This window comes from Aliihoeflea aestuarii, assembly GCF_024105665.1.
GTDB lineage: Bacteria > Pseudomonadota > Alphaproteobacteria > Rhizobiales > Rhizobiaceae > Aliihoeflea > Aliihoeflea aestuarii.
In genome coordinates this window covers 138347-150262 of the sequence record NZ_JAAAMK010000002.1, presented here as the reverse complement: position 1 = coordinate 150262, position 11916 = coordinate 138347, and the positions used below count along the sequence as shown (strand labels likewise).

The window sequence follows — 11916 nt, the reverse complement described above, 5'->3', positions numbered from 1 at the left end:
GCACGTATCTAGAACGCAAAGGTTCGCGGGTCGGGATGTCTGGTCTATGAGTGAGAATGAAGCCGGGTTCGTCATCCGCGTCGTGGACGGGATGGCCGGCATCCCGCACGAGGGATGGGACCGGCTTGCAGGCACCACACATTCGTCGCCGATGACGCCCTATAATCCGTTTTTGTCCTACGCGTTTCTTTCGGCGTTGGAGGACAGCGGCTGCGTCGGCGCTCAGGCAGGATGGTTGCCGCAACACCTGGCATTGCAATCGCCGGACGGCCGGCTGATCGGCGCCGTTCCCTGCTATCTCAAATCTCACAGCCAAGGCGAGTACGTTTTCGACCATGGTTGGGCAGATGCTTTCGAGCGAGCGGGCGGGCGCTATTACCCCAAGCTGCAAGCCTCCATACCCTTCACGCCGGCGACCGGTCCCCGGCTGCTTTTCGACGCCGAACTCGATCCTGATCCCATCCGGGCGGCACTGGCCGAAGGCATGAAGGTGCTCAACGAACGGTTGGGTACATCCTCCGCCCATGTCACTTTTGCGCTCGCCGAAGAAGCGGACGTGCTTGAAGAGGCCGGCTATCTCCACCGCACCGATACGCAATTCCATTTCATCAATGAAGGCTACGGCAGCTACGAGGACTTTCTCGACACGCTCGCATCGCGCAAGCGCAAGGCGCTGCGCCGGGAACGGCGTGAGGCGCTGGGAGATGGCATCACCATTGACCAACTGACGGGGGCCGACCTCACCGAAGCGATCTGGGACGATTTCTACCAATTCTACATGGATACCGGCAGCCGCAAATGGGGCCGCCCGTATCTCAACCGCACGTTCTTCTCCATGGTCGGCGAACGCATGGCGGACGACATCCTGCTCATCATGGCCAAGCGCGACGGCCGCTACATTGCCGGTGCCATCAATTTCATCGGCGGCGATCGCCTGTTCGGCCGCAACTGGGGCTGCGTCGAGCATCACCCCTTCCTGCATTTCGAGGTCTGCTACCATCAGGCGATCGATTTCGCCATCGAGCGCAAGCTGTCCGTGGTCGAAGCGGGCGCGCAGGGCGAGCACAAGCTTGCGCGCGGCTACGTTCCGGTCACCACGCATTCGGCGCACTGGATCGAGCATCCGGGTCTGCGCCGCGCCATCGCCGACTATCTGGAGCGCGAGCGGCAGGATGTTGAGGAAATCGGCGAATATCTGTCCGAGCGCGCGCCGTTTCGAAAAGACTGACGCGCGCTGCAAAACTGCAACCTGCTCTGGTCAACGGGCCGTGTCTTGGTTACCCCTGACGCAGTTGCATAGATGACAGAGGTCGAGATGCCCGCCGCTTACGACGACACCAACATTTTCGCCAAAATCCTGCGCGGCGAGCTTCCCGCCCACAAAGTCTACGAGGACGACGCGACCTTCGCATTCATGGACATCATGCCGCGTGGAAAGGGTCACTGCCTCGTGATCCCGAAAAAGCCGGCTCGCAACATTCTCGATGTCGACACGACAAGCCTCTCGGCCGTCGTCGCGACCGTGCAGAAGCTGGCGCATGCGGTCGTCGAGGCATTCGATGCAGACGGCGCTTCGATCGCACAGTTCAATGAATCGGCCGGTGGACAGGTCGTGTTTCACCTGCATTTCCATGTGATCCCGCGCTTCGAAGGCGTGGACCTGAAGCCGCATAGTGGCGACATGGAAAAGCCCGAAATTCTTGCCGCCAACGCCGAAAAGATCCGCGCGGCTCTCGATCAACTATAGGTCGCCAGCACCATTCCCGAAAGAAGGACCACCTCCGTAACGACGATGCCGACGAGCACGTTCTTGCCGAACCACAGGAAGGCTGCGAAGCCGATAGCAGCGGAAAAGACGCGCAAGCGGATCGTCGTTTCGGCGAGCGGCCCTGCGGGAAACACGATCAGATTGGCGATGACGGCCGCGACCAGCGCGGTCGCAACGCAGCGGACAAGCACGAGAAGATCGGACTTCTCCGAAAGCCGGCCGCCGAGATAGACGCCGAGGAACCGCCAGCTATCGGTCGCCAGCCAGCCCGCGATCAGGATGAACAGATAGGGCCACCACCAGGTATCGATCGACGAAAACGTCATGTCGTCCCTCCCCGCCCGGAAAGGCGGTGATGGAGATATGCCAGACCGCCACCGGCCATGCCGGTCGCGAGCAGGCTGAAATCCGGGATGACCAGATGGAAGAGCGGCCCCATGATCAGGCCGAGCACCATTGCGATATGCCCTGCCCGCTCACGAGCCGACGCCCACAGGGAGGTCAGGAAGTAGATCGGCGTGAGCATGAACAGTGCGGCCGAAATGATCGGCGGCAGATCGTCCGCGATCATGAAGACGACCGCGACCACGACCATGTTCAACATGATGAGGGACGAGCCGACGCCGGCATACCAGCTTGTGCGAAGGTCGCGCGGCACGTTACGCACGTTTTCGAGCGCGATCACCCATGAGGTGACGGCGACGAAATGGGAGAGAACGTAGAGTACCCAGTTTCGCGTGCGCGGTCCGCGCAGCTCGGGAACGAGCACGACGACCATGGGCGCCAGTCGGACCGACGAAAGGGCGACCGCGAAGGCCGCCGCCGCCAGACCGTTTCCGGCAAGCACCGCGCCGATCAGGACGACCTTGGCCGGAAGCGCCCAGATGACGGCCGTCATGAAGACGGTCTGCGCCATGGTGAACCCGGCCTCGACGGCGAGCGCCGCGAAGCCGACGAAACTGCTGGCCAGAATGACAGCCGGAATCGAAATCACCGCGCGGCAACCGCGAAGATACCAAAGCAGGCATTCCTGAGCGGTTGGCGGGGATGAGGCGGCAGATGCGGAATCGTTGACGTCGGGCATTTGGCGCCTGACTATCATGCCCTCACGGTAGTTGCGATGTTAAAAAACCGGCGCCTTGCGAGCGCCGGTTTTCATGTCTGTCGTTCAGTTCTTGCGCGGAAGTTGCGGCACGCTCGACCGCTTGCCAGTTCCCTTGTCCGACGCATTGTCGGCTCCGACTGCGGCGGGCACCTTTTTCGCCTTGCGGGCAGCGGGCTTCTTCTGCTTGACCGCCTGTTCGGGCTGTTCCTTCTTCGGCTTGACCGGAACGTCTTCGGCCAGGCTTTCAAGCGTCAGCCCCTTCGTGCCGTCGTCTTTCTCCGTGACGAGAACGCGCACCGTTCCGCCCTTTTTGAGCTTTCCGAACAGCACCTCTTCGGCCAGCGGCTTCTTGATGTGCTCCTGGATGACCCTTCCGAGCGGACGCGCGCCCATGCGCTCGTCATAGCCCTTGTCGGCCAGCCATTCGATCGCCTCCGGCGTCAGTTCGAACGTTACGCGGCGCTCGGCAAGCTGCGCCTCGAGTTGCATGACGAACTTCTGCACGACCTGATGGATGACCGGGATCGGCAGCGAACCGAACGGGATGATCGCGTCCAGACGGTTGCGGAATTCGGGCGAGAAGAGACGATTGATCGCCTCGAGGTCATCCCCTTCCCGCTTGGTCGAGCCGAAACCGATCGCCGCCTTGGATGCCTCGGCTGCGCCCGCATTCGTGGTCATGATCAGGATCACATTGCGGAAATCGATCTTCTTGCCGTTGTGATCGGTCAGCGAGCCATGATCCATGACCTGCAACAGGATGTTGAACAGGTCCGGATGCGCCTTCTCGATCTCGTCGAGCAGCAAGACGCAATGCGGATGCTGATCGACGCCGTCGGTGAGCAATCCGCCCTGATCGAAGCCTACATAGCCGGGCGGTGCGCCGATGAGGCGCGAGACCGTGTGGCGCTCCATATATTCCGACATGTCGAAACGCAGGAGTTCCACGCCAAGCGAAGCGGCAAGCTGTTTGGCGACCTCTGTCTTGCCGACGCCCGTCGGGCCGGAAAACAGATAGGAGCCGATCGGCTTGTCCGGCTCGCGCAGGCCGGCGCGGGCCAGCTTGATCGAAGAAGACAGCGCCGTGATGGCGGTGTCCTGACCGTAGACCACACGCTTCAGTTCGTCCTCGAGCGTCGCGAGCACCTTTTCGTCATCTGCCGAGACGGTCTTGGGCGGAATGCGCGCCATCGTGGCGATCGTATTCTCGATCTCCTTCACGCTGATCGTCTTCTTGCGCTTGTTCTCCGGCAGAAGCATCTGCGAGGCGCCGGTCTCGTCGACCACGTCGATGGCTTTGTCCGGCAGCTTGCGGTCGGAGATGTATCGGGCAGACAGTTCCACCGCGGCCTTGATTGCCTCGTTGGTGTACCTGACCTTATGGAAGTCCTCGAAATAAGGCTTCAGCCCCTTCATGATCGAGATCGCATCCTCGATGGTCGGCTCTTTCACGTCGATCTTCTGGAAGCGGCGCACGAGCGCCCTGTCCTTTTCGAAGAACTGGCGGAATTCCTTGTAGGTGGTCGAGCCGATGCAGCGGATCGCACCGGAGGACAATGCCGGCTTCAACAGGTTCGACGCATCCATCGCACCGCCCGACGTCGCGCCCGCGCCGATCACGGTATGGATCTCGTCGATGAAGAGCACCGCGCCGGGATAGTCCTCGAGTTCCTTGACGACCTGCTTCAGGCGTTCCTCGAAGTCGCCGCGGTAGCGCGTGCCCGCCAGGAGCGAACCCATGTCGAGGGAGAAAATCGTGGCGTCGAGCAGCACTTCGGGCACGTCGCCCTCGACGATGCGCTTGGCGAGCCCCTCGGCGATCGCCGTCTTGCCGACGCCGGGATCGCCCACGTAAAGCGGGTTGTTCTTGGACCGGCGGCACAGGACCTGGATCGTGCGATTGATCTCTTCCGAGCGGCCGATCAGCGGATCGATCTTGCCGGTCTTGGCCTTCTCGTTGAGATTGACGCAATAGGCCGACAGCGCATCCTGCTGCTTTTTCTTGGGGCCTTCCTCATGTTCGGCCGCCGGGCTGGCAGCTTCCTCTTCGGCGCCGCGCGGCGAACGCGTTTCGCCTGCGCCGGGACGCTTTGCGATGCCGTGGCTGATGTAGTTGACCGCATCGTAGCGGGTCATCTGCTGTTCCTGCAGGAAATAGGCCGCATGGCTTTCCCGCTCGGCAAAGATCGCGACGAGCACATTGGCGCCCGACACCTCTTCGCGTCCGGACGATTGAACATGGATCACCGCCCGCTGGATCACGCGCTGGAAGCCGGCCGTGGGCTTGGAATCCTCGTCATAGCCCGTGACGAGATTGTCGAGCTCGGTGTCTATGTAAGACAGGACTGTCTGCTTGAGTTCGTCGACATTGACGTTGCAGGCACGCATGACCGCAGCCGCATCGCCGTCGTCGATCAGCGCCAGAAGCAGATGCTCCAGCGTTGCATATTCGTGATGGCGTTCGTTGGCGAAAGTGAGCGCCTGATGCAACGCCCGTTCGAGGCCCTGGGAAAATGCCGGCATTCAATACCTCATTTCTTTTCCATCACGCATTGCAGCGGATGCTGATGCTGTCTGGCGAAATCCATGACTTGCGTCACTTTGGTCTCTGCGACCTCGAAGGTGTAGACGCCGCATTCGCCGACACCGTGGTTGTGTACGTGAAGCATGATGCGGGTCGCCGCATCGCGGTCCTTCTGGAAGAAGCGCTCGAGCACATGAACGACGAACTCCATCGGTGTGTAATCGTCGTTCAGAATCAGCACGCGGTACAGGCTGGGCTTCTTGGTTTTCGTCTTCGTACGGGTGATGACCGCCGTGCCCCGGCCAGGCCCACCGTTCTCATTGTCGCCCGCCTGCGCCCTTGGCGCATCGCTGCCGAAACTGCTGCTCTTCACTCGCCTTCCCAATCCTTCCACTCCCGCCTCGGAAGCGTCATGTAAGGTCGTCTCGACTCGATTGTAAGCCCTTCGCCGGTGGTGACAATACGGCCCGGGATCACGACGACGACAATATTTTTCAAAGCCCGCACCGCCAAAGAAAAAGGCCGCGCACCCGCACGGCCTTCGTCTGCGAAAAGTGCAAGAAAAGCGATGCCTAACGGTGCTTCGCACCAAGCGTTTCAAAGGGCTTGTAGACCTCTTTCGCCATGTCCGCATAGAGTTCGCCCATGCGCGAGGCCTGACCTATGAAGCTTTCATATGCCTGTCGGGCGAAGTCCATCTGAAGCTGCACCGCGCTCTCCGGCGAATTGGTCTGCAAAAGCTTTGCGACGGTCGAACCTGATTGTTCAAAAGCGCGGCGCGAATATTCCGTGGCCTCGACGGCGATCGCCTGCATGTTCTTCGAAACCGAAGCAATGCTCTTCAGCCCGGTATCAGCGATTTCGTTGCCGAGTTTTCCGGCGTCATCGAAGGAGTGAATCATAAACGGGAACCTTTGACTGTTTATGCTGCATCGCCCAACGATATCGTGCGTCGCACAATCGGTCAAATTCCTCAGCCGGCGCAAACATATTGCTCCGATTGACGCGAATTTATGAACGATGCGGTTACCATAAACGGATCGGTAACCTCCGACCGATAATCCTAGAGGGATGTAAAGCTCGCCAGAATGCGACCAACAAAAATCTGTAAGGGTATAGTTGTGCGTCAGTCGTTCGCCGGAATGTGTCCGCATCATCAGGCCGTACTCAAGGTCATCATCTCCTTTCTCGCAGCGATCGCCCTGATCGCCGGCTTTGCCGCCCAGGCGTCGGCCAATCCGCGCTATGCAGCCTATGTCATGGATGCCAAGACCGGGCAGGTGCTGTTCAACCGGTACGGCGACGAGCAGCGGTATCCCGCGTCACTCACCAAGATGATGACCCTCTATATGCTCTTCGAGGCGATGGAGTCGGGTCGGGTCGCCAAGTCGACGCCGATCCCGATCAGCGCAAAGGCAGCCGCCGAACCGCCGACGAAGATCGGCCTGCGCGCCGGCTCGACCATCACAGCCGAAAACGCGATCTATTCGCTCGTCACCCGCTCTGCAAACGACATCGCGACCGCGATCGGCGAGTTTTTGGGTGGTTCGGAGCAGAACTTCGCACGCCTGACGACGACGAAAGCGCGCCAGCTCGGCATGAATTCGACGACGTTCCAGAATGCACACGGCCTGCCGAACTCCAGGCAGGTGACGACGGCGCGCGACATGGCGATCCTGGGCATCGCGCTGCGCGAGCATTTCCCGCAATATTATTCCTATTTCGGCACGCGTGAATTCACGCTCGGCAAGCAGCGGTTCGGCAACCACAACCGGGTTCTCGGGCGCGTTCGTGGCGCAGACGGCATCAAGACCGGCTATATCCGCGCATCCGGTTTCAACCTCGTCTCCTCTGTTCAAGATGACGGCCGCTCGATCGTCGCCGTCGTCATGGGCGGACGTTCGGGACGCACCCGTGACGACCACATGGTCGAACTGATCCGCGAGTATCTGCCCCGCGCCTCGCGTGGCAGCAAGCAGATGCTCGTCGCGCGTGGTTCCACCAGCCAGATCGTGGCATCGGCCGCCTCGCCACAGCAGCTTCCTCAAACGATTGCCACTCCTCAGTTCCGCCCGGCCATGTCAGCCGAACCGGCCCCGATGGAACTGGCGCTGGCTCCCACATCCACGCCGCAACCGTCGATGCCGCAGATCGTGCCTGCTCCTGCCCCGGTCGCGGCGGCCGAAGGTACCGACGAGGTCGCCGAACGCATCCAGATGGCGTTCGCGGGCGCCGTTCCCTCTGCCCGGCCGACACCGCCCTCCCCGATCCCGTCGCAGGCCGTTCCGGCCGCACTCGAAGCGGTCAAGGAGCGCTCGAACGTTGATCCTGTCCAGACGTCTTCTACACAGGCGAGCGGCTGGGTCATTCAGGTGGCATCGATGCCGTCCGAAAGCGAGGCGAATTCATTCCTGGCATCCGCCAAGTCGCGTGCATCGAACGTGCTGAGCGGTGCGGAACCCTTCACCGAGACATTCGAACACAATGGCCGAACCTACTACCGCGCGCGCTTTTCGGGCTTTGCCGGCAAGGATCAGGCATGGAACGCGTGTGGTTCGCTCAAGAACTACGACATCGCCTGCTACGCGGTGCAGATGTAATCTGGAGTTCCCGCTCTCCGGGATTTGTAATTTGTCGAAGGAGAATCAGCCGTGAGTGGACAACAGGACGTCCTTGGCTTCGTTGATCCGGGCCGCCAGGAAAGAACTGCCGCCAAGGTCGGGATGCAGCTTCTGCATAAGGCGCCGATGGGCCTTTCGGATATCCGCCGCGCCAGCACCCGGTTCAAGACCAAGGACCTGGTAGGCCTCCTGCTTAGTCATGGGGCCAGAAGCTGGCGCGCGAGTTTCCCCGCCGCCGACATCCGCCTGCGGGTTCTCGCGCCAGAGGGGAAGACGGCCGTCAAGATACGCCTCAAGTAGCTGGCGGCTTTCACCGTCGCCTTGGAGTTCGGCGTGAAGTTCGAAGAGTTGCTCCTCGCTCAGATCGCCGAGCGCCCGACCGTCGAAAGCACCTGCCCGGACGACGCCGTCCAGTTCGCCGCTGTCATGGTCGAGTTCCATTTCAAGCGCGGCGGTTCGGACATGGGACCGCTTGCCTGGCGTCGGTCGCGCATTGCGGCGGACCCGCCCCGCGCCATACCAGCCGAGTGCCGCCGACAGCGCCATGCCGCCAATTCCCACGCGGCCGATCAGCATCATGCCGGCCCCGAAAATAGCCAGGACGATCGGTCCGACGAGGCGAAGGCTGAGCGCGATCTTCGCAGCGTCCGCCCGCATGAAGACATAGAAGAGACCGAGCGCGACAGCGACGCCCGTGATCACATAGAGCATCATCTCGAATTGCCGCGCATGTTTTCGATCAACAGCATGTCTTCGCGTCCGCCCCTCGCCTCCAGTGCCGTGTATCCGCCCGAAGCGTAGACCGCTATGGCCGACAGAAGCTTTGCAAGCATGGAAGCGGAGTTACGGTCGAAGCGGAACCAGGCGCCGCGCGTCAGCCGCGCGATCTCGCGGAATGCGTGTTCTGCGGTCGCGTCGTGGCCTTCCTGGAACATAAAGACAGGAACGCCCTTCAGGCCCAGTCTGCCGGCCATGTCTGCGAGATCGTCGATTTCTTCCTCCATGGCATCACCGATATAGACCAGCGCATCGACCTTCTGCGTTTCGGTTTCCTTCAGCGTGTGGGAAAGCACCTTGCCGATCTGCGTATGGCCGCCGCGACAATCGATCCTGACCATCAAATCCTTGAGCCGCGCCGTATCGTCCACGAATCTCGACGATCGGCATTCACCGAATCCACGAAAGTAGACGAGTTGCACTTCCAAGCGGCCCGTCTTTCCGACGGCGTCGAACATGTCCGCCTGAAGCGTGCAGGCAAGGTCCCAGGTCGGCTGCCTGCTCATCGTAGCGTCGAGCGCGAGGATGAGCCGACCCTTCTTCGCACCCGGCGCACGCGACGCGGACAACGCCCGCGCCTGCTTCAAAAATGCCGACACGGCGCTCGGATCGCTGCGGTCGGCTGGCGTATTGGTGGTCTTCGGTCTGGTCGGCGTCTTGTCTTTCATTGACGAAAAATGTGGATTCGAAACCGACAAGGCAAGGCGGCCGCCATCAAAGAAGGCCGAGGTCGGCCAGTTCGCGGCGCAGTTCGGGCGGCATTTCGCGCATAGCCGATCCGCCGCCAAGGTCGGCGGGCGCATCTTCAGGGCGCAGATATCGCCAGCCCTGAAAAGGCCGTCGCGGTTGCCAATTGGTCGGCGTCAGTTCGCTGTCGAGCATCAGATGGCAGCGACCGATGCCGTCGCCATCGGTGAATGGGCGCACATCGACCAGCTTCTGGCGACACTGCACGCCGCCCTTGATGACCCAATAAAGCGATCCGCCGTCCAGCAGCTCGTCGACGCGCTTCGGTACCATGCGGGTAGTGTGAAAATGCTCGACCGGCTGGCCGGCTGCGCGCATGCGCGCGCCGCGCTCATCGATCCAGGACTGAAGATCTTCGATCGAATCGCAGCCGACGCAGAGCTTGAGAATGTTGAGAGCCATGCCCCGTAGTTAGGCGTTCCTTCGCGGCAACTCAAAGGCCGGGCGCACGCCTGTCCACAGGATCAGCATTCGACGACGTTCACCGCGAGCCCGCCGAGGCTCGTTTCCTTGTATTTGTCGTTCATGTCGAGCCCGGTCTGGCGCATCGTTTCAATGGCAGCATCGAGCGGCACGAAATGCTTGCCGTCGCCCTTGATCGCGAGCGATGCGGCGGTCACAGCCTTGACAGCACCCAGCGCGTTCCGCTCGATACACGGCACCTGAACGAGACCGGCAATCGGATCGCAGGTCATACCGAGATGATGTTCGAGCGCGATCTCGGCGGCGTTCTCGATCTGCTCCGGGCTTGCGCCCATCACGGCCGCCAGTCCGGCCGCCGCCATGGCGGATGCTGAGCCAACCTCGCCCTGACAGCCGACTTCGGCGCCCGAGATCGACGCGTTGTGCTTCACGATCCCGCCGACCGCCGCTGCCGTCAACAGAAAGTCACGTATGCCTGCCTGATCTGCTTCGGGATGAAAATGCAGCCAGTAGCGCATGACGGCCGGCACGACGCCTGCCGCACCGTTCGTGGGCGCGGTAACGACGCGGCCGCCGGCCGCATTTTCCTCGTTGACCGCCATCGCGTACACTGAAAGCCAGTCATTCGCGAGCAGCGGGTTCGGCCGGTTCTGTCGCCACTGTTCCTGCAACGTGTCGTGCAGATGGCGTGCACGGCGGCGCACCTTGAGGCCGCCCGGCATGATGCCGTCCTGGCTTAAGCCACGCTCGATGCAGCCGCGCATCGCATCCCAGATCGCGTCCAGCCCGGCATCGAGTTCATCGCGCGACTGGCGTGTTTCCTCATTGGAACGCTTCATCTCGGCAATGGATTTTCCCGATGCTTGGGCCATTTCCAGCATTTCGCGGGCATTGCGAAACGGGAATGGCACGTCACCCGCCTGCCCTTCCGGGCCGCGCGCGGCCAGACGCTGCAATTCTTCTTCCGAAACGACGAATCCGCCGCCGATCGAATAGTAGATGCGTTTCAGAAGCAGCCTGTCATTGCGGTCATAGGCGTGGAACGCCATGCCATTGGCGTGTCCCGGCAGGGGGTGCTTGCGATCCATGACGAGATCGGTGGCGCTATCGAAGCGATAGGCTGGATGCCCCGGCGGCGTGACGGTTTTTTCGGTGGCGACCGTTTCGATCACGGCGTCCATCTTGTCCGGGTTCACCGTCTGCGGTGTCGCGCCGGTCAATCCAAGGATCACCGCGCGGTCGGTGCCATGCCCGACGCCGGTAAATGCCAGCGAGCCATGAAGGCTGACGGCGAGCCTTGCAACGGCCGCTCCGGCCGGCTTCGGCCAGTCGTCGCCGGCGAGTTCGTCGAGAAAGCGTCCGGCAGCCGACATCGGCCCCATTGTGTGGGAGCTCGAAGGTCCGATGCCGATCTTGAAGAGGTCGAATACGGACAGAAACATTCATGGCTCCAAATTCTGGCTGGTGGGATCATTCGCGTGAGCGTCCATCCGATGAGAGACGCCGCCCGACTTCGCATGATCCGAAAGCGACATAGGCCAAATGAATAAGGCCGCGGGATGCTCCCGCGGCCTCGAATTCTTACGGCAGGACCTGCCATTCATCATCGTGTCTTGAGATCAGCCGGCGGTGATAATGACCGCGGCGTCCGCACCGGCTCCACCGACCAACCAGGCCAGAAGAAGGATACCGGCGAAACCGATCACTGCCTTGGCGGTTACGCCCCAGCAGGACCTCTGAACGCTATCGTCCATGAAATTCCCGTTTGATGATTATCGTTTGCCTATGCGATCTATCGTGTTCGTTCTTCGCGCCAGCGAGAGAACCGGTAGACCTGTTCGCGGCGCGTTGCAATCCCAAAATACGGCAATTGAGTGGCATTGTGCGGTGCAACGATCACGTTTACGGATGGGTTTTAAATAAAATCCGTTACTTATACGAAAGTTCACAG

13 protein-coding genes are annotated in these 11916 nt (G+C 61.3%); 3 read left to right on the top strand and 10 right to left on the bottom strand.

Translation table 11 applies throughout. The features are described from left to right. The first annotated feature begins 46 nt into the window (after positions 1–46). Together GTW25_RS04975 and GTW25_RS04970 are read left to right on the top strand one after the other, a co-directional pair. Entirely contained in the window at positions 47–1228 is a 1182-nt protein-coding gene (locus GTW25_RS04975; protein WP_252910862.1) for a GNAT family N-acetyltransferase, read from the top strand. 72 nt (positions 1229–1300) lie between these two features. After that, the gene (locus GTW25_RS04970; RefSeq protein ID WP_252910861.1) at positions 1301–1747 is read left to right on the top strand and encodes an HIT family protein; all 447 of its coding nucleotides are present in this window, start codon (positions 1301–1303) and stop codon (positions 1745–1747) included. Here the strand turns inward: GTW25_RS04970 and GTW25_RS04965 are convergent. From GTW25_RS04965 to GTW25_RS04945, 5 genes are all read right to left on the bottom strand, one after another. Next, on the bottom strand, positions 1738–2094 hold the full coding sequence (locus tag GTW25_RS04965) for an AzlD domain-containing protein (RefSeq protein ID WP_252910860.1): 357 nt from the start codon (positions 2092–2094) through the stop codon (positions 1738–1740). The genes GTW25_RS04970 and GTW25_RS04965 overlap by 10 nt on opposite strands. Beyond that, a complete protein-coding gene (locus GTW25_RS04960) occupies positions 2091–2852 on the bottom strand; it encodes an AzlC family ABC transporter permease (RefSeq protein ID WP_252910859.1) in 762 nt (253 codons plus the stop codon). Before GTW25_RS04960 ends, GTW25_RS04965 begins: the two co-directional genes overlap by 4 nt. A gap of 84 nt (positions 2853–2936) precedes the next feature. After that, a complete protein-coding gene (gene clpA, locus GTW25_RS04955; protein WP_252910858.1) occupies positions 2937–5396 on the bottom strand; it encodes an ATP-dependent Clp protease ATP-binding subunit ClpA in 2460 nt (819 codons plus the stop codon). An 8-nt stretch (positions 5397–5404) separates the two neighbouring features. Beyond that, positions 5405–5683: an ATP-dependent Clp protease adapter ClpS gene (gene clpS / locus GTW25_RS04950; RefSeq protein ID WP_252911404.1), complete on the bottom strand. Its 279-nt coding sequence runs from the start codon at positions 5681–5683 to the stop codon at positions 5405–5407. Positions 5684–5969: 286 nt separating this feature from the next. Then, a complete protein-coding gene (locus GTW25_RS04945; RefSeq protein ID WP_252910857.1) occupies positions 5970–6299 on the bottom strand; it encodes a phasin family protein in 330 nt (109 codons plus the stop codon). 219 nt (positions 6300–6518) lie between these two features. Here GTW25_RS04945 and GTW25_RS04940 point away from each other — a divergent pair, with 219 nt between their 5' ends. Beyond that, the gene (locus tag GTW25_RS04940) at positions 6519–7997 is read left to right on the top strand and encodes a serine hydrolase (protein WP_252910856.1); all 1479 of its coding nucleotides are present in this window, start codon (positions 6519–6521) and stop codon (positions 7995–7997) included. A gap of 45 nt (positions 7998–8042) precedes the next feature. Here the strand turns inward: GTW25_RS04940 and GTW25_RS04935 are convergent, their stop codons facing one another. The 5 genes from GTW25_RS04935 to GTW25_RS20430 all read right to left on the bottom strand — a co-directional run bounded on the left by GTW25_RS04935 (position 8043) and on the right by GTW25_RS20430 (position 11719). Further along, entirely contained in the window at positions 8043–8729 is a 687-nt protein-coding gene (locus GTW25_RS04935) for a DnaJ domain-containing protein (protein WP_372493081.1), read from the bottom strand. After that, a complete protein-coding gene (locus GTW25_RS04930) occupies positions 8729–9463 on the bottom strand; it encodes a VWA domain-containing protein (RefSeq protein ID WP_252910854.1) in 735 nt (244 codons plus the stop codon). Before GTW25_RS04930 ends, GTW25_RS04935 begins: the two co-directional genes overlap by 1 nt. A gap of 46 nt (positions 9464–9509) precedes the next feature. Further along, complete coding sequence (locus tag GTW25_RS04925; RefSeq protein ID WP_252910853.1) at positions 9510–9944, bottom strand: DUF1489 family protein; 435 nt, start codon at positions 9942–9944, stop codon at positions 9510–9512. A gap of 62 nt (positions 9945–10006) precedes the next feature. Beyond that, positions 10007–11407: an L-serine ammonia-lyase gene (locus GTW25_RS04920; protein ID WP_252910852.1), complete on the bottom strand. Its 1401-nt coding sequence runs from the start codon at positions 11405–11407 to the stop codon at positions 10007–10009. Between the two features lie 177 nt (positions 11408–11584). After that, positions 11585–11719 carry a hypothetical protein gene (locus GTW25_RS20430; protein ID WP_290127905.1) on the bottom strand — a complete coding sequence of 45 codons (135 nt, stop codon included), beginning with the start codon at positions 11717–11719 and terminating at the stop codon, positions 11585–11587. Positions 11720–11916: the final 197 nt, after the last annotated feature.